At 67.0% G+C, this 23913-nt stretch carries 24 protein-coding genes and 1 other RNA gene; 9 read left to right on the top strand and 16 right to left on the bottom strand.

Going from position 1 to position 23913, the window contains the following annotated elements:
- Nucleotides 1-84 precede the first annotated feature (84 nt).
- The 5 genes from rpiA to Atep_RS14775 all read right to left on the bottom strand — a co-directional run bounded on the left by rpiA (nt 85) and on the right by Atep_RS14775 (nt 2158).
- Nucleotides 85-741, bottom strand: coding sequence for a ribose-5-phosphate isomerase RpiA (rpiA, locus tag Atep_RS14755; protein WP_213379196.1), 657 nt, complete (start codon nt 739-741; stop codon nt 85-87).
- The gene (locus tag Atep_RS14760) at nt 738-1355 is read right to left on the bottom strand and encodes a 5-formyltetrahydrofolate cyclo-ligase (RefSeq protein ID WP_213379197.1); all 618 of its coding nucleotides are present in this window, start codon (nt 1353-1355) and stop codon (nt 738-740) included. The genes rpiA and Atep_RS14760 overlap by 4 nt, the downstream gene beginning before the upstream one ends.
- Before the next feature lie 19 nt (nt 1356-1374).
- Nucleotides 1375-1560: non-coding RNA, 6S RNA (gene ssrS / locus Atep_RS14765), on the bottom strand.
- Nucleotides 1561-1574: 14 nt separating this feature from the next.
- Nucleotides 1575-1952, bottom strand: coding sequence for a cell division protein ZapA (locus tag Atep_RS14770; protein ID WP_213379198.1), 378 nt, complete (start codon nt 1950-1952; stop codon nt 1575-1577).
- Complete coding sequence (locus Atep_RS14775; RefSeq protein WP_213379199.1) at nt 1949-2158, bottom strand: TIGR02449 family protein; 210 nt, start codon at nt 2156-2158, stop codon at nt 1949-1951. Before Atep_RS14775 ends, Atep_RS14770 begins: the two co-directional genes overlap by 4 nt.
- A 151-nt stretch (nt 2159-2309) precedes the next feature.
- Between Atep_RS14775 and Atep_RS14780 the strand changes: the two genes are divergently transcribed.
- The 9 genes from Atep_RS14780 (at nt 2310) to Atep_RS14820 (ending at nt 10522) form a co-directional block, all read left to right on the top strand.
- Complete coding sequence (locus Atep_RS14780) at nt 2310-2873, top strand: YecA family protein (protein ID WP_272876323.1); 564 nt, start codon at nt 2310-2312, stop codon at nt 2871-2873.
- The gene (pepP, locus tag Atep_RS14785) at nt 2870-4177 is read left to right on the top strand and encodes a Xaa-Pro aminopeptidase (RefSeq protein ID WP_213379200.1); all 1308 of its coding nucleotides are present in this window, start codon (nt 2870-2872) and stop codon (nt 4175-4177) included. Before Atep_RS14780 ends, pepP begins: the two co-directional genes overlap by 4 nt.
- Before the next feature lie 2 nt (nt 4178-4179).
- Nucleotides 4180-5412: a 2-octaprenyl-6-methoxyphenyl hydroxylase gene (ubiH, locus tag Atep_RS14790; protein WP_213379201.1), complete on the top strand. Its 1233-nt coding sequence runs from the start codon at nt 4180-4182 to the stop codon at nt 5410-5412.
- The gene (locus Atep_RS14795; protein WP_213379202.1) at nt 5405-6688 is read left to right on the top strand and encodes a UbiH/UbiF/VisC/COQ6 family ubiquinone biosynthesis hydroxylase; all 1284 of its coding nucleotides are present in this window, start codon (nt 5405-5407) and stop codon (nt 6686-6688) included. Before ubiH ends, Atep_RS14795 begins: the two co-directional genes overlap by 8 nt.
- 62 nt (nt 6689-6750) lie before the next feature.
- On the top strand, nt 6751-8004 hold the full coding sequence (locus Atep_RS14800; RefSeq protein ID WP_213379203.1) for a 6-phosphofructokinase: 1254 nt from the start codon (nt 6751-6753) through the stop codon (nt 8002-8004).
- A 95-nt stretch (nt 8005-8099) separates the two neighbouring features.
- A complete protein-coding gene (gene ppa / locus Atep_RS14805) occupies nt 8100-8648 on the top strand; it encodes an inorganic diphosphatase (RefSeq protein ID WP_213379204.1) in 549 nt (182 codons plus the stop codon).
- A gap of 3 nt (nt 8649-8651) precedes the next feature.
- The gene (gene moaC, locus Atep_RS14810; RefSeq protein WP_213379205.1) at nt 8652-9140 is read left to right on the top strand and encodes a cyclic pyranopterin monophosphate synthase MoaC; all 489 of its coding nucleotides are present in this window, start codon (nt 8652-8654) and stop codon (nt 9138-9140) included.
- Between the two features lie 17 nt (nt 9141-9157).
- Nucleotides 9158-9817: a ribosome biogenesis GTP-binding protein YihA/YsxC gene (gene yihA, locus Atep_RS14815; RefSeq protein ID WP_213379206.1), complete on the top strand. Its 660-nt coding sequence runs from the start codon at nt 9158-9160 to the stop codon at nt 9815-9817.
- A 9-nt stretch (nt 9818-9826) separates the two neighbouring features.
- Complete coding sequence (locus tag Atep_RS14820; protein WP_213379207.1) at nt 9827-10522, top strand: PAS domain-containing protein; 696 nt, start codon at nt 9827-9829, stop codon at nt 10520-10522.
- On the opposite strand, the gene Atep_RS14825 is transcribed toward Atep_RS14820, so the two are convergent.
- From Atep_RS14825 to cheY, 11 genes are all read right to left on the bottom strand, one after another.
- Nucleotides 10495-13059, bottom strand: coding sequence for a glycosyltransferase (locus Atep_RS14825; protein ID WP_213379208.1), 2565 nt, complete (start codon nt 13057-13059; stop codon nt 10495-10497). The genes Atep_RS14820 and Atep_RS14825 overlap by 28 nt on opposite strands.
- Entirely contained in the window at nt 13056-16193 is a 3138-nt protein-coding gene (locus tag Atep_RS14830; RefSeq protein ID WP_213379209.1) for a glycosyltransferase, read from the bottom strand. The genes Atep_RS14825 and Atep_RS14830 overlap by 4 nt, the downstream gene beginning before the upstream one ends.
- Nucleotides 16194-16273: 80 nt before the next feature.
- Nucleotides 16274-16741, bottom strand: a complete 468-nt coding sequence (locus Atep_RS14835) for a DUF2802 domain-containing protein (protein WP_213379210.1) — start codon at nt 16739-16741, stop codon at nt 16274-16276.
- A gap of 9 nt (nt 16742-16750) precedes the next feature.
- On the bottom strand, nt 16751-17182 hold the full coding sequence (locus Atep_RS14840; protein WP_213379211.1) for a hypothetical protein: 432 nt from the start codon (nt 17180-17182) through the stop codon (nt 16751-16753).
- Between the two features lie 104 nt (nt 17183-17286).
- Nucleotides 17287-17769, bottom strand: coding sequence for a chemotaxis protein CheW (locus Atep_RS14845; RefSeq protein WP_213379212.1), 483 nt, complete (start codon nt 17767-17769; stop codon nt 17287-17289).
- A gap of 51 nt (nt 17770-17820) precedes the next feature.
- Nucleotides 17821-18738 (bottom strand): flagellar motor protein MotD, encoded by a 918-nt coding sequence (gene motD / locus Atep_RS14850; RefSeq protein ID WP_213379213.1) that lies wholly within the window; start codon nt 18736-18738, stop codon nt 17821-17823.
- Nucleotides 18739-18747: 9 nt separating this feature from the next.
- A complete protein-coding gene (locus Atep_RS14855; RefSeq protein WP_213379214.1) occupies nt 18748-19491 on the bottom strand; it encodes a flagellar motor protein in 744 nt (247 codons plus the stop codon).
- Complete coding sequence (locus tag Atep_RS14860; protein WP_213379215.1) at nt 19492-20580, bottom strand: protein-glutamate methylesterase/protein-glutamine glutaminase; 1089 nt, start codon at nt 20578-20580, stop codon at nt 19492-19494.
- Between the two features lie 3 nt (nt 20581-20583).
- Complete coding sequence (locus Atep_RS14865; protein ID WP_213379216.1) at nt 20584-22716, bottom strand: chemotaxis protein CheA; 2133 nt, start codon at nt 22714-22716, stop codon at nt 20584-20586.
- 26 nt (nt 22717-22742) lie between these two features.
- Nucleotides 22743-23507, bottom strand: a complete 765-nt coding sequence (locus Atep_RS14870) for a protein phosphatase CheZ (protein ID WP_213379217.1) — start codon at nt 23505-23507, stop codon at nt 22743-22745.
- Nucleotides 23508-23510: 3 nt separating this feature from the next.
- The gene (gene cheY, locus Atep_RS14875; protein WP_213379218.1) at nt 23511-23891 is read right to left on the bottom strand and encodes a chemotaxis response regulator CheY; all 381 of its coding nucleotides are present in this window, start codon (nt 23889-23891) and stop codon (nt 23511-23513) included.
- Between the last annotated feature and the right edge of the window lie 22 nt (nt 23892-23913).

Raw genomic sequence — 23913 nt, forward strand, 5'->3', positions numbered from 1 at the left:
CTTTTTGGCCTTATCGAGACCCAGACGCCATCGGGTCGGCCACGATGACCGGATGACGGCCCGACTTCCGCCGGATCGATTCGGTCAGGGCGCGATCGTCCTCGGCCCCTGAGCCGAGCCCAGGATCAGCACATCGGCCGGACGCAGCGCGAAGATACCGACCGTGACCACACCGGCGATCGCGTTGATCTGCTGCTCCAACCCCTTGGGATCCGTGATCTCCAGGTTCTGGACATCCAGGATCAGATTGCCGTTGTCGGTCACGAAGCCCTCGCGCCAGACCGGTGTGCCGCCGAGCCGGACCAGTTCCCGCGCCACATAGCTGCGCGCCATCGGGATGACCTCGACCGGCAGCGGAAAACGCCCCAGCACCTCGACCAGCTTGCTCTCGTCGGCGATGCAGACGAACTTGCGGCTGGCCGCCGCGACGATCTTCTCGCGCGTGAGCGCCCCGCCGCCGCCCTTGATGAGTTCGAGCCGTCCGTTGGACTCATCCGCCCCATCGACATAGAGCGCCAGCTCGCCGACCGCATTGAGGTCGAACACCGGGATACCATAACGCTTGAGCCGTTCGGTCGAGACCTCGGAGCTGGAGACGGCGCCCTCGATGCGTCCCTTGATGCCCGCCAGGGCGTCGATGAAGTGATTCACGGTCGAGCCGGTGCCGACACCGATCACGCCGCCCTCGACATAGGCGAGCGCGGCCTCGGCGGCCTGTTTCTTCAGATCGTCTTGGTTCATGGATTGTCCTCCGGTCTTGTGTTGTAGAGATGGGATTCGGTCAGGATGGCATCGAGCGGAACGTCCCAGGGGCGCGAATCGATACGTTCGAGACGCTGGCATTCATGCGCGACACCGATCAACCGCGGTCGGCGCCGGCGCGGGTGACGCTGCCGAAAGGCGAGCGTGCGATCGTAGAAACCACCGCCCATGCCGATGCGGTTCCCCAGCGCATCGAACCCGACCAGCGGCAAGATCACGAGATCGAGCCGGCGGGCTTTGAGCAGATGGGGGCCGCGTCCGACCGGCTCGGGGATACCGAAGCGATTGGGCCTCAGTCGCTCGCCCGGACGATAGCGCGCGAACCAGAGGAGGCCGCGCCCGGCGTGTCGTGTCAGCGGGCTGAGGACCGGCAGATAGAAGCGCTTGTCACGCGCCGAGGCGAGCTGCATCAGCGGGCGCGGATCGATCTCGCCATCGGCTGGCCAATAGAGGGCGATACGCCGAGCGCGCTGGAAGACGACCAGATGCGCCAGACGTCGCGCCAAGGCATCGGCGTGCTCGCGTTGCGCGCGCGCACCGAGCGCCCGGCGAGCCGCTCGCAGCCGCTTTCTGAGTGGATCGGGGGAAGGCATCCGGTCGGAAGATGGAGGGACACCCCCCATTGGTGCCGTTGCAGGCCCTCGTTCTTGAACCATAGGGTTCAAGTGGGGACGGCCGGCGCCGCTTCAGGCTTTCCGCTCGGAGGCGGACATGCGCAACCGCTTTGCCGTGCCATCCCCGGGGTAGCGATTAGGCTCAAGAAAATACCCAGGCCGCTATCGAACACTACAGGGGGTGTCTTGGGTTACAGGCTATACCCTTTCGCGCGGGGCGTCCAGACTTGACTGTGCCGGGGTTTCCGGTTCGGCCTGATCGGCCGGCCCGTCGTCCGTGTCTCCGGCCAGCGCGTGATTGACACGCTCCTGGAGCTGTTGCAGACGCCGGGTCAGGTCGCCCTCGGGGACGGAGCGGGCGCGCTGGACCTGAATGAGATCATAGGCGATGTTCAAGGCCGCCATGACCGCGATGCGGTCGGTGCCGATCACCCGCCCGGTCTGGCGGATCTCGCGCATACGCCCATCGAGCAGCCGCGCCGAGGCCTTCAGGTCGTCCTGCTCATGGAAATCGCAGGCGATCCGGTATTCCTTGTCCAGGATCTTGATAGTCAGTTGCAACGGCTCTTCGATCACAGATTCTCCTCCATCGCACGCAGTCGGGATAACATGGCCTCGACGCGGCTTCGTGCCTGCTCGGTCTTTTCGATCAATTCACTGCGCTCGGCGACGAGCAGCTCTTGACGCGCGCGCAGCGAAGCGTTCTCCTCCCTGAGCCTTTCGTTCAGGCGGATCAAGGCCGTCAACCGAAGTTCAAATTGATCAAGGTCAAACTTGGCCAAAGTCCGCGACTCCATTGGAATTCCGCGCACTATAGAAGGGGCTTCGCGGACGGTCAATCGGGCGGGGTGCGTGCTATGATCTTTGGATCTTCCAAACAGCCAATCATACCCCTAACGGCGGGAGGTCGCCACGGACATCATCGACTCTGACATCGGCCCCTATCTCGACGCCGGGCCTTTGAATCCCTCGCCCAGCGAGGCGCACGGCATCCTATGCGGCCTGATCTGCGGCGGGGACGCGCACGCCCTGGAGTCCTGGCTCGGCCAGGTCGCGCCCACGCCAGACGCGGGTGAGACGCTGGTCGCCGAGGGACGCGCGGCCCTGCGCGAATGCGGGCTGGCCATCGAGCGCGAGTTCCAGGGGCCGGAGCCGCTGGTCCGACTCCCCTCCTCCGGCGACTCGGCCCCGCTCGGCGAGCGCGCGCTCCGGCTCTACGACTGGATACGCGGTTTTCTCTATGCGCTCGGCCTGGTGTCGCTGTCGGAATCCGATCTCTCCGAGCAGGGACGCGAGATCCTGCGCGATCTCACGGCCATCACCCGGATGGACCTCGACGACCTGGAGGAGACCGAGGACAACGAGCAGGCACTCGCCGAGGTGATCGAGTTCGTCCGGGTGGCGGCCATGCTGATCCATCACGAGCGGACCATCGCGCGCTCGCCGACCAACAGCGGCCCGGCGACTTCCGCCGGCCAAGAGACGAACCCCGAATGACCCGTTCCGAATACAGACGCCGCCGCCGGACACTGGCTAAGACCATCGGCCCGGAGGCACTCGCCATCCTGCCGGCGGCGCGCGAGGTGACGCGCAATCGCGACGTCCACTACCCTTTCCGTCAGAGCAGCGACTTCAGCTATCTGACCGGCTTCCCCGAACCGGATGCCTGGCTGGTGATCGCCCCCAGGCGCAAGGAGGGCGAATTCGTCCTCTTCTGCCGTCCGCGCGATCCGGAGCGCGAGCAGTGGGATGGAGCGCGTCTCGGGGTCGAGGGCGCGGTCGATGACTTCGGCGCCGACGAGGCCCATCCGCTGAGTGAACTCGATACGGTGATGCCGACGCTCATCGACGGGCGTCGACGGCTCTACTATCCGATCGGCACGGACTCGATGCTGGACGCCCAGGTCATGGGCTGGGTCAGGCAGGTGCGCGCCAAGGCGCGGACAGGTGCCGTCGCGCCCGAGACCTTCGTCACCCTCGAATCCGTGCTGCATGAGCAGCGTCTCATCAAGAGTCCGGCCGAAATCGCCGTCATGCGCCGTGCGGCTAAGATCTCAGCGCGCGCACACAGCGAACTGATGCGTCTGTGCCGCCCCGGTCTGAACGAATCACGGCTGGAGGCCGAGTTCCAGCACCGATGCGCGCTGGCCGGCGCACGGCATCCGGCCTATCCGAGCATCGTCGCCGGCGGCGAGCACGCCTGTGTGCTGCACTATATCGAGAACTCCGCCCCATTGCGCGAAGGCGATCTGGTGCTGATCGACGCCGGATGCGAGCTGGACGGCTATGCCTCGGACATCACCCGCACCTTTCCGGTCAATGGCCGTTTCACGCCGGCCCAGCGTACCATCTACGATCTGGTGCTGAAGGCACAGCGGGCCGCGATCGAGCGTGCGCGTCCGGGGCGACACTGGAACGAACCGCACGAAGCGGCGGTCAAGGTGTTGACCAAGGGCCTGGTGGAATTGGGTATCCTGAACGGCAAGACCAAGGATCTGATCAAGGACGAGGCGCACAAGCCCTACTATATGCACCGCACCGGCCACTGGCTGGGCATGGACGTGCACGACGTCGGCGCCTACAAGCGCGACGGCGACTGGCGCGAACTGGAGCCGGGCATGGTGCTGACCGTGGAGCCTGGGCTCTATCTGTCGCACGACGAGGCCGTGCCCCAACCCTATCGCGGCATCGGTGTGCGGATCGAGGACGACGTGCTCATCACCGAGCAGGGCCACGAGATCCTGTCGGACGCGGTGCCCAAGGAGCCCGAGGCGATCGAGTCACTGATGCAGCGAGGTTGAGGATGGCCGAATTCGACGTGGTGATCGTGGGCGGTGGTCTGGTCGGCGGCAGTCTGGCCAATGCGCTGCGCGACCTGCCGTTGCGGGTGGCGCTGGTCGAATCGGCCCCCGTGCATGCCTCGAACAAACCGAGTCCGGACGAGCGCGTGATTGCGCTGTCGCTCGGCAGTCGGCGGATCTTCGGCGGACTCGGCGTCTGGCCGGCCATCGCGCCCGTGGCCGAACCCATCCTGAGCGTGCATATCTCGGATCGCGGTCACTGCGGCTTCACCCGGCTCGAACGCCATGAGGCCGGCGTCGAGGCGTTCGGCTATGTGACGCCGGCGCGCGTCATGGATCTGGCGCTCCAGGAAGCGCTCGAACCGGCGTCCAACATCCGGACCCTGCGCCCGGCCCGGTTGCTCGATCATCAGGTCGGTCCTACAGGCGTCGCGCTGGACATCCAGGTCGGGGACGAACGCCGGCGCATCACGACCCGGTTGCTGGTGGCCGCCGACGGCGGTGACTCCGGCGTGCGCGAACGGCTCGGACTCCAGGTCGACGGACATGACTACGGACAGGACGCGGTCGTCACCACCGTGCTGGCGGATCGACCCCGCCCCGGTCAGGCCTTCGAGCGCTTCACCGACACCGGCCCCCTGGCCATGCTGCCGATGCCCGGCGGACGCTATTCGGTGGTCTGGACCTGTCGACCGACCGAGACGGCCGACCTGCTCTCGCTCACCGAGGCCGATTTCATCGCCCGTCTGCAAGCGCGTTTCGGCTGGCGTCTCGGACGGTTGAGCGCGCCCTCGCCGCGTCAAGCCTATCCGCTCAAGCTCAAGCTGGTGCGCGAGACCATCCACGAGCGTCTGGTGCTGATCGGCAATGCCGCCCACACCCTGCATCCGGTCGCCGGTCAGGGCTTCAATCTGGGTCTACGCGATGTCGCCGCGCTCGCCGAGGCGCTGGGCGAGGCGGCTCGACAGGGTAACGACCCAGGTTCGGCCAACACGCTCGCCGACTACGCCCACTGGCGCGGACGCGATCAGGCCGACACCGCGCGGTTGACCGATACCCTGGCGCGGCTGTTCGTGGTGCCCTGGCGTCCGGTGCGCATCGCGCGCAATCTGGGACTGCTGGGCGTCGATCTGCTGCCCGCCGCGCGCCGACGGCTGGCGCGACGCTTCATGGGACTCGACGGCTCGCTGCCGCGTCTGGCCCGTGGTCTGCCGTTGGAGACGCCTCATGTCTGACACTCGAACCGACTTCGATGTGGTCGTGGTCGGCGGCGGCATGGTCGGCGCCGCCTTTGCCGCCGCCTTCTCGGGTCACGGATGCTCGATCGCCGTCGTCGAATCCTTTGAGCCCGTCCGTAGCTGGCCGCTCGGCGAGATCGATGCACGGGTCTCGGCCTTGAATCGGGCCAGTCAGTATCTCCTGGAGCGACTCGAAGTCTGGGACGGCATCCGGGAACTCGGGGTGAGTCCCTATCGCGAGATGCATGTCTGGGACGCGCTCAGCGGCGCCCAGATCCACTTTGACAGTCAGGCGCTCGGCGAGCCGGATCTGGGGCACATCGTCGAGAATCGCGTCATCCAGCGTGTGCTGTGGGAGCATCTCGAAAACGCCGATGATGTCCGGCTCTTCTGTCCGACGGGGATCGTCGACCTGGAGATCGACGCCGAGGGTTCGCGCCTGATCCTCAGCGACGGTCGCGCGATCACCGCCCGGTTACTGGTCGGCGCTGACGGGCGCGATTCGCCGGTACGCACCCTGGCCGGCATCGAGACCGAGGGCTGGGACTATGGCCAGCGCGCCATCGTCGCCCATGTTCGCCCCGCCGAACGGCATCGCGAAACGGCCTGGCAGCGCTTCCTGCCGACCGGCCCGCTGGCGCTGCTGCCGCTGGCCGACGGGCGCTGTTCGATCGTGTGGTCGGCCGATGACGCGCGCGCGGCAGAACTCATGGCGCTCGACGATGCCGCCTTCTCGTCCGCGCTGAGCGAAGCCTCCGAACTGAAGCTCGGCCCCCTGACGCTCGACAGCCGGCGCGTCGCCATCCCGCTGCGGCTGCAACACGCCAAGACCTATGTGCGTCCGGGCGTCGCGCTCATCGGCGATGCCGCCCATGCCATTCATCCGCTCGCCGGTCAGGGCGTCAATCTCGGCTTCATGGATGCCGCCGCCCTGATCTCGGCCCTGGAGACCGGACTGGCGCATGGGCGCGACCTCGCCGGACTCTGGACCCTACGCCGTTACGAGCGGGCGCGGCGCGGTGAGAACCAGCGCATGCTCCAGGTGATGGATCTCTTCAAGCGCTTCTTCGGTCACGAGGAACCGGCCGTGGTGCGCCTGCGCGGACTGGGCCTGAGCGCGACCGATCGCCTGGAGCCGCTCAAACGGCTGATCATGCGGCAGGCGCTTGGGCTCGGACGCGAGCCCGGCGCCGGCGGCGGGTATGAACTCTGTACGCCGCGACCCGAGGTCGCCGGCACCGTACCGCCGAACCGTCATGGGCGATCGGTATAAGATTGGGTTTTCAGCTTTCAGCCGCTCGACATCTACTGCAACGCAACGAGGGGGAATCAATCGTGCCAGCCAAGAATGCCTTCTATGCCCAATCCGGCGGCGTGACCGCCGTCATCAATGCCTCGGCCTGCGGTGTGATCGAGACCGCGCGCCGCCACACGGACAAGATCGCCAATGTCTACGCCGGACGCAACGGCATCATCGGCGCGCTCACCGAGGATCTGATCGATACCAGCCTGGAGTCCGATGAGGCCATTGCGGCACTGCGCTACACGCCCTCCGGTGCCTTCGGTTCCTGCCGCTACAAGTTGAAGAGCCTGGAGGCCAACCGGCGCGAATACGAGCGGTTGATCGAGGTCTTCAAGGCCCACGACATCGGTTACTTCTTCTACAACGGCGGCGGCGACTCGGCCGACACCTGCTACAAGGTCTCGCAGCTCTCCGAGAGCCTGGGCTATCCGGTACAGGCCATCCATGTGCCCAAGACGGTCGACAACGATCTGCCGATCACCGACAACTGCCCCGGCTTCGGCTCGGCGGCCAAGTACATCGCGACCTCGGCGCTGGAGGCGTCTTACGACGTGCGCTCCATGGCCAAGACCTCGACCAAGGTCTTCGTACTCGAAGTCATGGGCCGTCACGCCGGCTGGATCGCCGCCGCCGCCGGCCTGATCGAGGATCACGGCATCCCGGTGCTCATCCTCTTCCCCGAGATCGAGTTCGATCAGGAACGCTTCCTGGCCGCCGTCAAGGCCAAGGTCGAGCAGTACGGCTATTGCACCGTGGTGGTCTCGGAAGGCGCCAAGTATCCGGACGGACGCTTCCTGGCCGAACAGGGCACGCGCGATGCCTTCGGACACGCCCAGCTCGGCGGCGCGGCACCGGTCGTGGCCAACATGGTCAAGGAGGCCACGGGCTACAAGTTCCACTGGGCGGTGGCCGACTATCTCCAGCGCGCGGCGCGTCATCTGGCGTCCAAGACCGATGTCGAGCAGGCCTATGCCATGGGCCGCGCGGCGGTCGAGTTCGCGCTCGCCGGTCACAATGCCGTGATGCCCACGGTCAAGCGTCTGAGCAACGATCCCTATGCCTGGGAGGTCGGCGAGGCGCCGCTGTCGGAAGTGGCCAACGTCGAGAAGTTCATGCCGCGCGACTTCATCTCCGAGGACGGCTTCGGCATCACGCCGGTCTGCAAGCAGTATCTGACCCCGCTCATCCAGGGCGAGGACTATCCGCCCTTCGAGCACGGTCTGCCCAAGTACGTCACGCTCAAGAACGCCCCGGTCGAGCGCAAGCTCGGGGTGTTCGAGCTTTAAGGATTGAGATCATCAAGACTCGTTTGGACTATAATTGACGTTTCTGCCGCCTCGGCGGCGAAACGTCGCAGTCCGACTCACTCAAAGGCCCTTTCATGGATCTGTCCAAGGTTTCGCGCGGGGACAACGTCCCCTATATCCTCAACGTCATCATCGAGATCCCGGCCCATTCGGAGCCGGTGAAGTACGAGATGGACAAGTCGACCGGCGCCATGTTCGTCGATCGCTTCATGTCCACGGCCATGCACTATCCCTGCAACTATGGCTATGTCCCGCACACCCTGTCCTCCGACGGCGACCCGGTCGACGTGCTGGTGGTCACGCCCTATCCGCTGATTCCGGGCTCGGTCATCAAGTGCCGTCCGATCGGCGTGCTCAAGATGACCGACGAGTCGGGCGACGACGCCAAGATCCTGGCGCTGCCGGTCGACAAGCTCTACAAGGGCTATCGTCAGGTCGAGAGCTTCCGCGACATGCCGCAGCATCTGCTCGACCAGATCGCGCACTTCTTCGAGCACTACAAGGATCTCGACGAAGGCAAGTGGGTGCGGATCGCCGGTTGGGGTGATCGTGAGGAGGCCTGTCAGGAGATCCTGGCCAGCGTCAAGATGTTCGAGGACGCCCCCGAGAAGCCGGCCTTCTGATCGATGCTGACGCACTTTACCCCGAGCGGCGAGGCCCACATGGTCGACGTCGGCTCCAAGCCCGAGACGGTGCGGCGCGCCCTGGCCGAGGGGTGGATCCGGATGCGGTCCGCGACCCTGGCCCTGATCGAACAGGGCGCACACGCCAAGGGCGATGTGCTCGGGGTCGCGCGGCTGGCCGGTATCATGGGCGCCAAACGCACGGCTGATTTGATCCCGCTCTGCCATCCGTTGAGTCTCACCCGCGTCGAGATCGAACTGACGCCCGTCGCCGATGCGTCCGCCGTCCGCTGCCGCGCTACGGTCGAGACCCTTGACCGCACCGGCGTCGAGATGGAGGCGCTCTGCGCGGTGCAGATCAGCCTGCTGACGATCTATGATATGTGCAAGGCCGTCGATCGCGGCATGCGGATCACGGACGTCCGGCTCGTCGAGAAGGCGGGGGGACGCTCCGGGCACTGGAGGTGCGACGACCAAGACTCGACTCGATGACCCGGAACCCGGAGTCCATGCAAGACACTCGCTCCTCCCAACCGACACGCTTCAACGCCTTCTACCAGAACGCGCGCTTCCTCACCGCCGCCGTCCAGCTCCACCAGGCCCCGGACGATACCGGACGCGAGGTCGCCTTCGCCGGACGCTCCAACGCCGGCAAGTCGAGCGCGATCAACGCGATCTGTCACCAGAACTCACTGGCCAGGACCAGCAAGACCCCAGGCCGAACCCAGCAACTGATCTTTTTCGAACTCGACGAGACGCGCCGTCTGGTCGATCTGCCCGGCTACGGCTACGCCAAGGTGCCCGAGCGCATCAAGCTCGAATGGCAGCGCCATCTCTCGCACTATCTGGAGAGCCGTCAGTCGCTCGTCGGGCTGGTGATCGTCATGGACATCCGCCATCCGCTGACCGACTATGACCGTCAGATGCTCGCCTGGGGCCGGCGCGCCGGTCTCTCGATCCTGCTGCTGCTGACCAAGGCCGACAAGCTCAAGCGCGGCGCGGCCAGCGCGGCGCGTCTGGCCGTCGAGCGCGCCGTGGCCGACGACTCCGGCCAGGTCGAGGTCCGGCTCTTCTCGGCCCCCGAGCGCCAGGGACTCGCCCAGGTCCAGGCCACTCTGGATCGCTGGCTGCACGTCGGCACCTCCGACCTCCAGACACCGACCACCTGACCGCATCCAATGGCCACGAGCGACCATCCGGCGACGATCGAATACGGCTCATTGGATGAAGCGCCCGCCTCGGGCGAACGGCCGCCCCCTGCCCGCCCCAGACGTCGGGCACGGCGGCTCGACGCCGAGACGCTCGCCTGGGAGCGCGATCTGTTCGTCGGCGGCCCGGTCGCGGTGCTCGTCTGGCGTCCCGAGTCGCGCCGGCCGGTGTGCCATGTCTCACCGAACGTCGTGCGTATCTTCGGCTATCCGGCCGAGTCGATGATGGACGAGGACTTCCACTACATGGCGCTGATCCACAGCGACGACGTCGATCGGGTCGCCGGCGAGGTGGTGCGCTATCTCAACGAGGGACGCGACGCCTGGGAGCAACGCTACCGGATCGTCCGCCCGGATGGCCAGGTGCGCCGGCTGTACGACTTCACGGTCGTGGATCGCGACGATCTGGGTGAACCGCGTCTGCTGCGCGGTTACGTCATGGACGAGACCGAGATGCTCCAGCGCAAGCGCGACTTCCGGACGCTCGCCGATGCCATCGCGGACGCGGTCTGGATCAGTGCGGCCGACACCGGACTGCTGTACGCCAATCCGGATCTCCATCGCGCCATCGTCGATCAGGCCGCCGACGGCATCGTCCTGATCGATGCCGGGACACTGCGTTCTGAGGTGAGGCCGGATCAGACCGAATCGACCAGTTCCAGATAACGCGCCGCGATGGCACGCCAGTCCAGCGGTGCGACGAAGGCGCGTGCAGCCGCGCCCAACCGCGCACGGCGTTCGGGATCGGCCAGCAGATCGGCTACGGCCTGGGCGAAGGCGTCGTGGTCGTCGACGATCAAAGCCTCGACGCCCGAGGTGATCGGGATGCCCTCGGCACCCTTGGCGGTGCTCACCACCGCCAGCCCGGCGGCGAAATAATCCAGGATCTTCATGCGCGTGCCGCCGCCCTTCTGCAGGGGCACCACAGCCAGATCCGCCCCCTTCAGATAGGGCGCGACCGACTCGACCGAGCCTGTGAAGCGCAGATGCGGATGGAGTTCGCGCGCCGGCGGATGCGCACCGATCGCCAGCACCGTCACCGCCACGCCCAAACGTTCGAGTCGCGGCAGGATCTCGCGTGCCATGACCTCCATCGCCTCCAGGTTCGGCGGATAGAGATAGATGCCGTGATAGACCAGGACGGCATGATCCGCCGGGATGCCGTGGAGCGCGTGGATATTCAGAGGCGCGGCGCGCTCGAAGCCGTCGAGATCGACCCCGTGCGGGATGTGATGCAGTCGCTCGGGCGCCACGCCGGCGGCCAGCAGACGTTGGCGGTCGGCCTCGGAGACGACGACGACGGCATCCGAGCGGTTGCACCAGCCCAGTTCGATCTTGCGCAGCATCTCATAGCCGTGCCGGGACAGATCCGGCACCTGATCGGCCAGACGCTGATACTCGACATTGTGCTCGACCAGGAGCGCGCGTCCGCCAAGCAGATCGCGCGCCCAGCAGGTCGCGCGCCCATAGGCGGGGAACTCGGCCTGATAGACGCGCGCACCGCTACGCAGGGCCAGATAGAGGGTGCGCGCGATGAAACTCCAGTCGGCCGCCGGGTGATAGAGGAAGGCGTCGTCGGCCGGGATGCCCGAGTCGAGCAGGAAGGCGCGCACCCGCTCCGGGTCCGGCCCGAGCGCACTCAGCCAACGCGGAAAGGTGCGCTCGACGAACCGGCCCTGGCGCACCTCGTGATAGCGGACGCGATCCTCGCTGATCAGATAGACGGCCTCGACCGCAAACGACAGGCCCCAGGCGGTGCGCTCGATTTTGACCGCCGCACCATGGTTGGTCGGACGGATGTCGGAGCGCGAGACCAGGATCACGGCACGGCGCCGACCGAGACGCCCGAGACCGCGCGTCAGGGTCGTCACCGGTGGTTTGAGCCGGGGCCGCGCCCGACCGAGTGCGGCGCGTGCCAGGGTCTTGAGCCGCGCGGAACCTCGGGGCGGAACCCTGGCCTCTGGGGTCCGGACGGACGGCTCGTGAGGCGCGGCGGCAGGTTCCTCGACGCTCGGCGGAACGGGAGGCGCGGGCGGTTCCGGATCGATCAGCGGTGCCCCAGGACGGGCGCGGACCGGCGCGGCCAGGAAATCCAGGACGGGTCGAAGGGTTCGGCCATAGTGGAAGCGTTCCTCGACCAGTCGCAGCGCATTGGCCGACTTGCGTCCGACCGACTCGGGATGCTCCAGGATCGCGGCGATCAGCCCGTCGACGTCCTCGACCCGGTCGACGATCCAGCCGGCGTCATAGTCGCGCACCAGTTCGGCCAGCTCGGTATAGCCGTTGCAGATCAGCGGCAGTCCCAGACTCAGGAACTCCATGGCGCGGAACGACTGGCTGTGCCGGCGTTCCGGATTCTCATCGGCCAGTTCCAGCCCGATGTGACACTCACGGCGCAAATAGGCGCGCATGGCCCCATAGGGCAGGAGTCCATGACGCTCGACGATCGACTCGGGCCAGGCGCGCTCACGCTCACTGAGTTCCAGCGGCGGCTGATCGGCGGCATAGACATAGTGACCGGCGAACATCACCAGCCCCGCGCGTCCCTGACCGTGACGCTCCAGCGCCCACACCAGGGGATCGAGCCAGTCCTCGGTGCGACGCCAGGGCCAGGAGACCCCGCCGGCGACCAGACGCAGGCGCGTGTCCGGCGAATACGTCAGGGGTTCGACGCGCTCGAAGCCCGCCGAGATGGGCAGCACATCGATCGGGGCGTCGGCGCGGCAGTCGAATCCGGCCAGGAGCAGCCAGGGCAGCAGAAAGCTCGCCTGGCGCCGGTTGCCGACCAGGAAGCGGTCGGCGCGCCGATAGCAGGCCAGTGTGCGCCGGACCTCGTCGGCCAGATCCAGATGCTCCTGATACATGGCCTCCAGGATCCGGGGCGCCACCACGTCGAGGACGATGGGAATATCGAGCGACTCGGGCAGGCGCTCGATCAGCTCCCAATAGCCCAGGATCAGCGCGTCCGGTGCCTCCTCCGCGATCAGAGCGGCCAGCGTCTCGCGATCGGCATAGCGACGCGCACGCAGACCGCGTTCGACGATCAGCGGCGTCGGCTCGCCCAGGGCCTCGGGATAGACCTGCACGACGGCATGACCGGCGGCGATGAGTCCGAGCGCCAGCCCGTGGGCACGCACACTGTTGCCGGAAGCGATGCGCTCGGGGTCGAGCGGCTCGCCGTGGGTGATGAGCAGGATCTTCATGCCGCACGCTCCGCGAGTAGCCGTTCCAGGGTGGTGCGCGCGACACGGCGCGAGAAATGCCGTTCGATGTTGTCGAGTCCCGCGTGCGCCAGCCGCTGCCACAGCGACGGCTCGCGATAGAGCCTGACCACGGCGGCGGCGAAGGCGGCGGCGTCCTCGCCGATCAGGATGTCGGTCCCGTCGGTCAGGGACATGCCCTCGGCCGCGCAGGGCGTGGCCACGACCGGCACGCCATAGGCCATGCTCATGTTGATCTTGCCCTTGACCCCGGCCCCGTAGCGCAGGGGCGCGATCGACAGCCGGGCACGCTCGAAATAGGGCGTCACGTCCTCGACATAGCCGGTGACGTGCAGTCCACGCCCGGCGTCCTCGAGTGCGCGGATCGTCTGCGGCGGGCGGCTACCGATGACGAAGGTCGGCACCGGGCCGAGTTCGGCCTCGACCAGGGGCAGGATCTCCTCGACGTAGTAGCGCACGGCATCGACGTTGGGATCATGGTTGAAACCGCCGATGAAGAGGATGGCATCGCGTTCATCGAAAGCGGCCGGCGTCGGATGGAGGTCGTGGATGTTGCTCAGGATCTCCAGCCGCGCCTCAGGGGCCTCGCGCGCCAGCAGCTCGCGCTCGACGGAGCTGACCACCAGGGTCAGGTCGGTGCGCGCGATCAGGTCGAGTTCCTGGCGGCGGCGCTGGGCGGCGCGCTTGAGTGCGGCCGGATCGTTCTTGAGTTCGGCCTCGCGCTGCTCGCGCAGGAAGTGCAGATCCACGGTGTCGAACCAGACCTCGGCCTGGGGCGCATACTGCCGGACAGCGTCGAGGAACTGGGCGGCGACATTGGCCCGGCTCAGGATCACCAGGTCGTATTCATCGCCGCGCGACTGCAGATGGGCATGGATGGACTCGATGCCGGGCGCTGTGAGCACCTCGATACCCCGTCGCTGGAGTCGAGGACCATAGGGCTCGACGTATTCGAGGTTGGAGGGCGCGAAGGCCGTGTGCCAGCCCAGTGCCAGGAAGGTCTCCAGCAGATTGAACATGCGCAGCGAGCCCGAGTCCTGGTCCGGGGTCAGCATCACGGCGTCGATCACCAGGACGCGGCCCTGATCGCGGTTCGCGGCGCCGGTCGTGTCCGCCCCCTGATCGGGACGCACCAGCGTCACCTCGGGCTGATAGAGGATGGTCCGCCCCTGGGCGCGCAAGCATTCGAGGAGTTCAGGCATGTCGGCGGGGCGGGCATCCATGCTCAACACAGACTCCAGAGCACTGCGGCTCAGCAGCAACCCGACCTCTGAGGCCGAATCGAGCGTGCGCGGATAGTTGTACTCCGGTGCCTGGGGATCGCCGCCGGCGCCGATCGGCCAGAGCGTACCGTCCAGGGCGCGGCGCCGTCCGGCCTCGATCAGCCGACCGTCGACACCGACCAGCTTGGGGCTGATCGCACCGATCATGGACGTCTCCTGATCCTCCTCAGACGCCCCGTGCAGAAGACGCCACAGCCAGTCGTGCGGCCGGGCCTCCAGGCAATCGAGACTCAGGATCCAGTCGGCCGCGGAGACTTCGAGCACGGACGCGAGCCGATCCGCGACGGATGCGCCCGGTTCGAGCGCCAGACGACGCGCCTCGGGCGCCCGGCGATCGAGCAGTTCGGCGATCGGGTGTCCGGGCGGATGCAGGAAGATCGGCTCGAACGGCGGCGTATAGCGGCTCCGGATCAGCTCCTCCAGCAGCCGGAAGGTATGGATACAGATCCGTTCGAGATCGACCAGCAGGGCGACCTGGGGATGCGGCTCGGGCCGGATCTCGAGCGCGGCGATACGCGCGACCTGCCAGAGCGCGCCCAACCCCGCCGACCTCGGCCCGCCCGTGCGGCTCAGTTTGGCCGCGAACGCGCGCACCACAGGAACGGCCCCATGGAAGCGCAGGATCTCGACCAGATGCTCCGCGTGCGACCCGAGTCGGGAGGCCGGACCCGAGAGCGGAGCCAGCGCCTTCCGCAGCCCACGATAGGGCGCACGCACGGGCCGGCTCAGCAGATCGGTCAACCACAGGACCGACCCCAGCCACGAGCGATGACGCTCCAGATCGTCACGACACCGGACGGCGTCGCTCAGCGACCGGATACCGAGCAGGTCGAGCAGTTCGCGATCGGCGCGCTGGGCGGATTCGAGCGCGCGCGCACGCGACTCGGCGCCCAGGATACGCTCGTGCAGCCCCTGGATCCGGGCCTCCAGCACCCGATTCTCGGCCGCCAGCAAGGCATGACGGATCTTCCAGTCCTCGCGCTCCTGCCGCAGTTCATGGGTCTGTTCGAGCAGGGTGCGATTCTCGGCCGCGCACCGCTCGCGCAGCTCCAGATACATGGGCTGATGTTTGGCATAATCGACCAGTCCCAGCACCTGCTCGGTCGTCCAGCGCGTGCGCCACTTGTCGAAGAAGGTCGCCAGCCCGCGCGTCAGCCGTTCGTCGTCCTGATGCAGACCGAAACCGCTCGCGCCCTGGATGCGATAGACGCCCGTCACGCGCTCGACGTGGATCAGCGGCGTGAGCGCGCTCAGCCGGACCCAGAAGTCCCAGTCTTCGTAGACCTCCAGCGACTCGTCGAAGCGCAACGACTCACCGACCAGTGAGCGCGCGAAGAGCACGGCATGGATCGGCAGATAGTTCTCGAACAGGAGCCGCTGCGGATCATGGGGCTGGTTGAAGACGTGCACGACCTCCCAGCCGCCCTCGGGCGTCGGACGCCGGCACTCGATCCCGGCATAGGCCGCTTGGGCGCCCTCGCGCGACTGGATCGCCTCGACCAGACCGGCGACGTGTTCCGGCAGCAGCCAGTCGTCGTCGTCGAGGAAGAGCAGGAACTCACCCTGGGCCGAGTCCAGGCCCAGGTTGGCCGCCGCGCCGCGCCCCAGACGTCGCCCGCCGGAGACCGGACGAACCGGACGGTCGCCACAGTGCGGCGTGTCGAGTTCACGGGTTCCCCGGACGTCGATCAGCACGACCTCGATGTGGGGATAGGTCTGGGCCGCGACCGAATCGAGCGTCTCGGCCAGGGTCGCTCGCCCCATGGTGCGGATCAGGATCGAGACGAGAGGATGGGCTGTGGGATCGAATCGTTCCTGATTGGGGCGGCTCATCACTCGGGATCGTCGCTCGTTGGAATGGGTCAATGGAGAATCATCGGGTCATCGATGATACACCATGCCCACGACTGGATTCAGCGCGAGACGGATGAATGCTCGCGCGCCACGCTCGCGCCGTGCAGACTGAAGAGCAGATCGACCTCGGCCTGCGTCAGGCCGCAGAGCTTGCGGACCTCACCGCGTCCGCGACCGAGCCGGATCAGCTCGATGGCCTGGACATAGAGTCCCTCGTCGACGGCGCGCAGGCGCAACTCGCTCTGCTGATCGGCGAGCCGGTCGAGCGCACGCCGGACGCTCGACTGGTGCTGCCCCTGATCGATGACGTCCTCGGCCACGGCCTTGATGGCGCCATGCAGGGCCAGGATCGCGGTATCCAGACCACGCTGATCGTGCCGCAACTCGGCCAAACGCGCCTCCAGGGCGCGCTGCCGTGTTCCGGTGCGCACGACCAACAGCAGGGCCACCAGGGCGACGAGCAGCGCCGGCACCGCGACCCAGAGCGGATCGAGCCGAATGGCCTGTATCAGAGCCTGAACATCCATCACGATCCTTCAGGCATAGTCGTCGATGCGGCCCCGGCGTTGCCCCTGGATCCGGGGCGAGGAACCGCCCGTTTGTCCCGGCGGCCGTGCATCGGCACTGCGTGACCTCGAACGCCGATCCTCCAGCCGCCGATCGGCCGACCGCCGGTCGTACTGGCGCCGATCGGCCTGCCGGCGATCGCGCACGCGCCGATCCCCGCCCGGACGATCGTCCAGACGCCGATCCTCCGAGCGGCGCTCATGGGTCCGCCGCTCTTCGAGCCGACGTTCGTCGATCCGACGCTCACCACCACGACGCTCCTCGCGCTGTCCGCGCCGGTCGGTCCGGCGGCGCAACAGCCAGGTGCGCTGCTGTTCCAGTCGGCGCTCGCGATCATCGCCCAGCGCCCGTGAGGGCGTCTGGGACCGGACCGGTCCCACATCTCTGGTAGGTTCGCTCATGGCTTCGCTCCCTTGAAACTGGAGTACATCCCGTTGGGCCGTCACCGGATTCATCGGCCGGCGGGGCCGAAACATGAACCGCGACGGGCTTGGTCACTCCGTCCTCACAGCTCGCGCAGGCTCGCCCATTCCTCGTCCGAGAGCAGTTTGTTGAGGTCGATCAGGATGGTCAGACCGTCATTGGAACTGGTGACGCCCAGGATGAAGCGGCTGGTCTGATCGTTGCCCACGGCCGGCGCCGGATCGATCGACGCCGCCGGGATCTGGACCACCTCGGCCACCGAGTCGACCAGGATGCCGATGTTCTGGTTGTCGACGTCGATGATGACGATGCGCGAGGCCTCGTCCGGTTCGCGCACCGGCAGCGAGAGACGCCGCCGCGCGTCGATCACGGTGACGACGTCCCCGCGCAGGTTGATGATGCCCAGGATGTAGTCGGGCACGCCGGGGACGGGCGCGATCTCGGTGAGCTTGAGCACCTCCTGGACCTGGAGCACGTCGATGGCATAGGTCTCGTCGGCCAGGCTGAAGGTCACATAGGACGAGGAGCCGCCCGGCTGGCTCGCCCGCGAATCGGATGCGGTCATGGTGTCGGTTCTCGGTTCGTCGTTGAATGCTTGCCTGGAGTCGACCGGACGTCACTGGAGGCGTCCGATGCCGGCCTCCAGATCCGTTTTCAGATGCTCGGGGTCGGCGCGCTCGCTCGATCGCGCGGCCTGGAGACCGGGCAGCACGATCACGGCGACGCGCCGGTTGCGCGCCCGCCCGGCCTCGGTCGCGTTGCTGTCGACGGGCTGGAACTGGCCGTAGCCGATGGCGACCATGCGTTCGGGATCGACGCCGTTCTGGGCGAACAGGTTGACCACGGTCGCCGCGCGCCCGGAGGACAGCTCCCAGTTGGACGGATAGATGGTGTTGTTGATCGGCAGGTTATCGGTGTGCCCCTCGACATGGATACGCACGTCGCGCCGTCCGAGCAACCGGGCGACCCGGATCAGGGCCGGACGCGCCGCCGGTTCCAGTGTCGCCGAGCCGCTCGAAAAGAGCAGATTGCTGTTGATGGCGACCTCGATCCAGTAGGGCTGACGCTTGATCTCGATGTTGCCGGCCTCGATCAGCGAGCCCATCGCTTCCTCCAGCTCGGTCGACATCTCCCGGATCTCGCCGAGTATCCGCCCGCGCTCTTCCTCGGAGGCCGAACCGATGAGGGCGGCGAGCGCGACATCGGTCGGCGAGAAGGGTTCGAAGCCCGGCTCGGGCGCCTCCTCGGCCGGACGCGGAGCGATGATCTCGACCGGGGCGAGCGAGCGGCGCACGTCCTCGCTGATCGGATTCATCTCCAGGGTCGGGTCGCCGATCTGGATCGGATCCATGGCCGCCTGTGCGCCGAACGCCTCGATCAGGGACTCGGAGAGCACGCTGTACTTGCCGGCATCCACCACGGAGACGGCATACATGACCACGAAGAAGGCCATCAGCAGCGTCACCAGGTCGCCATAGGGAATGGCCCAGGCCTCGTGATTGACGTGCTCCTCGTGCCGCTTGCGCCGCGCCATGGTCTCGACTCACCCCTGAATGAAGCCGTTGAGCTTGTTCTCGATGTTACGCGGATTCTCGCCCTCGGCGATGGCGACCAACCCTTCGAGCAGCATGGTCTGATGGGTGATGCGCGCCTGGACGACGGATTTCAGCTTGTTGGACACCGGTAGGAAGAAGAGGTTGGCCAGGCCCACGCCATAGATGGTGGCGACGAAGGCCGCCGCGATGCCCTGCCCGAGCTTGCTCGGCTCGGCGAGGTTCTGCATCACGGCCATCAGTCCCATGACCGCGCCGATGATGCCGAGCGTGGGCGAGTAGATCCCCATGCTCTCGAAGACGCGCGCCCCCTGGAGATCGAAGGACTCGCTGTTGTCGAGATCGAACTCCAGGATCTGGCGCAGCGTCTGGGGTTCGGCGCCGTCGACCAGCAATTGCAGTCCCTTGCGCACAAAGGGATCCGGCTCCCGGTTCGAGCGATCCTCCAGCCCCAGCAGCCCTTCCTTGCGCGAAATCTGCGACCAGTCGACGATGCGCTTGATCATGCCGCGCGGGTCCAGGCGCGGCGGCTTGAAGACCCAGGGGAACATCCTGAAGGCGTGCAGGAAGACCGGAACCCGTGTCTGCACCAGGGTCGCGCCCAGGGTGCCGATCACCACGATCAGGAAGGCCGCCAGATTCCACAGCGCCTCCACCGAGCTGCCCTTGGCGACGACGCCGCCGAGGATGGCCACCAGCCCGAACAAGAGCCCGACCAGGCTCAGGACGTCCATTCAGCAGAAACCCTTGACCAAGGCCGGCCCGACCTCCTTGAGCGGTAGGATCTGATCGGCCAGGCCCGCGTCGATCACGGCCGCCGGCATCCCGAACACCACACAACTGGCCGCGTCCTGCGCCCAGACATGAGCACCGTTGGCCTTGAGCTCGCGCGCGCCCTCGCGCCCGTCGGCGCCCATGCCGGTCAGCACCACGGCCAGCACCTGCGAGCGCAGGGCGGCGGCCGCCGACCTGAAGGTGATGTCGACGCTCGGCTTGTAGATGGTGCCGGGCGGACTCTCCTCGATGCGCACCCTGGGCTGGGCGCCGCCCTCCAGGATGAGCTGCACCCCGCCGGGCGCGAGCAGCGCGCTGCCGGGCTTGAGCACGTCACCCGAGGCTGCCTCCTTGACGTCGATCTGGCACAGGTTGTTCAGACGCTCGGCAAAGGCCGGCGTGAAGCTCGCCGGCATGTGCTGGACCAGGATGATCGGTAGCGGGAAGCTCTTGGGCAGCCCCTTGAGCACCTCTTGCAGTGCCACCGGCCCGCCGGTGGAGGTGCCGATCAGGACCGCGCGCAGGCTGTTGAGCGGTGTGGCGCTCGGCGAGAGGCGCGGGGCCACGGCCGCGCGCGCCGGCGCCGTCGGAGGCGTCGCCCCGGTCGGCGCGGGACGATCGAGCGGTGCCGGCGCCGTCGGGCGCGTGAAACGGGTTCGCCCCAGGGCGCGCACCCGTCGGCGCAGCAGGATCTTGGCCGAGTCCTCGTCCTTGGCCATCTCGCTGAAGCGCTTGGGCAGGAAGTCCATGGCCCCGGCGTCGAGTGCGTCGAGCGTCGCCTTGGCGCCCTCGGTGGTCAGGGTCGAGAACATCAGGATCGGACGCGGCGACTCGGCCATGATCCGGCGCACCGCCGTGATGCCGTCCATGACCGGCATCTCGATGTCCATGGTGACGACGTCCGGGTTGAGATGCTTGACGACCTCGATGGCCTCTTGGCCATTGGCGGCGGTCCCGACGACCTCGATCCCGACGTCGGCGTTGAGGATCTCGACGATGCGCCGGCGGAAGAAGCCGGAATCGTCGACGACGACGACACGTAGACTCATGCTTCAGATCCCCGCCTCGTCCGGTCGCGGTTGAGCACGCGAGGCCCGTCCGCCATAGCCCGGCCGGCTCATGAGCCGCACCAGGGCCGGAATGTCGATGATGAGCGCGATGCCGCCGTCGCCCGTGATGGTCGCGCCGGCCAGTCCCGGCACACCGTGCAGCCCCTTGCCGAGCGGCTTGATCACGACCTCCTCCTGACCGACCAGATCGTCGACGACCAGGCCGACCTTGCGCTGGGCGACATGGACGACCACGACGTGCGCGTCGGACCTGGGCTCGGTCAGGCGATAGGGATGCAGCCAGCGCGAGGCGTAATAGAGCGGCAGGGCGTGGTTGCGCACCATGATGGCCTCCTGGTCGTCGACGAAATGGGTGCGCGTGAGATCCAGATCCAGGATCTCCGAGACCGAGGCCAGCGGAATGGCGAAGCGCCGTCCGTCGAGGATGACCATGAGCGCCGGCAGGATGGCCAGCGTCAGGGGCAGCTTGACGTTGAGCTTGGTGCCGACACCGAGTTTGGAGTCGATCTCGACCGTGCCGTTGAGCTGGGCGATGCGGGTCTTGACCACGTCCATGCCGACGCCGCGCCCGGAGACGTCCGAGATCTCCTCCTTGGTCGAGAAACCGGCCATGAAGATCAGATCGAAGCACTCGCGCGTCGACAGCCGCTCGGCCTGACCGGGGTCGAGCAGCCCCTTTTCGACGGCCTTGGCGCGCAGCTTCTCGGGATCCATGCCGCGACCGTCGTCCTGGATGAGCAGCGAGATGTGATCGCCCTCCTGGGCCGCGCCCAGCACCACGGTGCCCCGGCGCGGCTTGCCGGCGGCCTCGCGCACCTCGGGCAGCTCGATGCCGTGGTCGACCGCGTTGCGGATCAGATGCACCAGCGGATCGGCGAGGGCCTCGACCAGATTCTTGTCGAGATCGGTCTCTTCGCCGAAGGTCTCCAGCTCGATCTCCTTGCCGAGATTGCGCGCCAGATCGCGCACCACGCGCGGGAAGCGGCTGAAGACCTTCTTGACCGGCTGCATCCGGGTCTTCATGACCGCCGCCTGCAAGTCCGAGGTGACGAGCGCCAGCGAGGCGATCGCCTTGCCGATCTCCTCGTCGCCGGTACGCACGCGCAGCATGCTCAGGCGATTGCGCACCAGCACCAACTCGCCGACCAGATTCATGATCTCGTCGAGCCGCTGGGTGTCGACACGCACCGAGGTCTCGCCGGCGGGCGCGGCGGCCGCGCGCTGGGCCTTGGCCGTATCGAACGGATCGGCGGCAGGCGCCGGACTCGCCGGCGCGGCGCGTGCCGCCGCCGGGACGCTCGGGGCGGCGGGCGGCGGCGGACTCGCTTTGGGCGCCTCGACCTGGGCGACCGGCTCGACGGGCTTCGCCGCACCCGAGCCATGCAGCTGGTCGAGCAATGAATCGAATTCGTCGTCAGTGATCAGGTCGCCGGAGCCGGACGACTCCTCGGACGCGGACGTCGCCTTGGTCGATTCGGGTTCCGAGGGCGGGGCCGGCGTCGGTTCTGAGACGGCGGACGCCGGCGCGGCTGGCTGACCCGAGAGCGCATCGAGCAGCGCCTCGAACTCGGCATCCGTGATCTCGTCGACCGCCTCCGCACCGGACTCGGCCTCACCGGCAGACGCGGGCGCGGACGCCGGAGCACTGGGCGGCTCGGGTACGGCGACGGGCTGTGGTTGGGGTACCGGCTCAGACACGGGTTCGGGTGCGCTCGCTCCAGCCGCATCCGGAACGGCGAGCGCCGCCAGATCCGTGATCAGCGCGGGCGGGGCCGGCTCGGGTTCGCGCCCCGACTTGAGATCGCCGAACATGACGTTGAGCACGTCGAGCACGCGCAGCACCACGTCCATGAGGACCGGATCGATGCGGCGCTCGCCATTGCGCAGCAGATTGAAGACGTCCTCGGCATGATGACAGACCACGACCAGGGCATTGAGATTGAGGAAGCCCGCGCCGCCCTTGATGGTGTGGAAGCTGCGGAAGACCGCGTTGAGCAGATTGCGATCGTCGGGGTTCTGTTCCAGATCGATCAACTGCTCGTTGAGCGCTTCCAGTAGCTCACCGGCCTCGACCAGAAAGTCCTGGAGGATTTCGTCGTTCGGATCGATTGCCATGCATGATCACCCTGGGTTTCTGTGGGCTAGAAGCCCAGGCTGGAGAGCAACGCATCCACGTCGTCCTGACTGCTGACGACATCGGCGACCGCGTCCTGGGTATTGGGCACGATCGGACCATGGCCGCGCGTATCGGTCGAGTCGGGCTCCTCGACGACGGGCTTGCCCACCCTGGGCAGATCCATGCGGGCGCTCGACAGCCGGATGAGTCCGACCAGGTTCTCCTCGACCTCCTGCACCAGCCGGATGACGCGGCGGATGATCTGACCGGTGAGATCCTGGTAGTCCTGGGCCATCAGGATCTCGGACATCAGCGACTTGAGCCGCTCGGTCTCCTGTCCGCTCCGGGTCAGGAAGTCGTCGAGTTCACGCGCCAGCTCGCGGAACTCGTCGACCGACAGCTCGCGATTGCGAAAACGGCTCCATTGCTCGTGCAGCGTCGCCGATCGCTCATGGAGCGACTCGGCGATGGGCATGGATTCGTCGAGCGCGTTGAGCGTGCGATGCGTCGCCTGTTCCGTCATGGAGACGACGTAGTTCAGACGCTCCTTGGCGTCCGGGATCTTGTCGCGCGTCAGATCGATCAGGCGCGAGTCGCCGCGGAAGCTGTTGAGCGCCTCGTGCAGGTCGCGCGTGAGCTTGCCGAGTTCCTCGAAGAGTTCGCGCTCGTAGGGCAGACGCAATTGGCGGATGCTCTCGTCGGCTCCCGCCCGATCCCCGGCCTCCAGCCGCCCGACCAGACGACGCGCCAACTCCAACTGGAGACTCAGGCGTTCTTCATCGGTGTCCATTGCTCATCCCTGCGCGTCGAGGCGCTCGAAGATCTTGTCGATCTTTTCCTTCAGGGTCTCGGCGGTGAAGGGTTTGACGATATAGCCGTTGACGCCGGCCTGGGCGGCCTCGACGATCTGGTCGCGCTTGGCCTCGGCGGTGACCATGAGCACGGGCAGCGACTTGAGCATGGGATCGGCACGCACGGCCTTGAGCAACGCGATACCCTCCATGTTGGGCATGTTCCAGTCGGTGATCAGGAAGTCGAAGCCGCCGCCCTTGAGCATCGGCAACGCGGTGCTGCCGTCGTCGGCTTCCATGGTGTTGTTGAAACCCAGCTCACGCAGCAGGTTCTTGATGATGCGTCTCATGGTGGAGAAGTCGTCCACGATGAGGATTTTCATGCCTTTGTCCACGCAATGCTCC

It is taken from the genome of Allochromatium tepidum (assembly GCF_018409545.1).
Lineage (GTDB): Bacteria > Pseudomonadota > Gammaproteobacteria > Chromatiales > Chromatiaceae > Thermochromatium > Thermochromatium tepidum_A.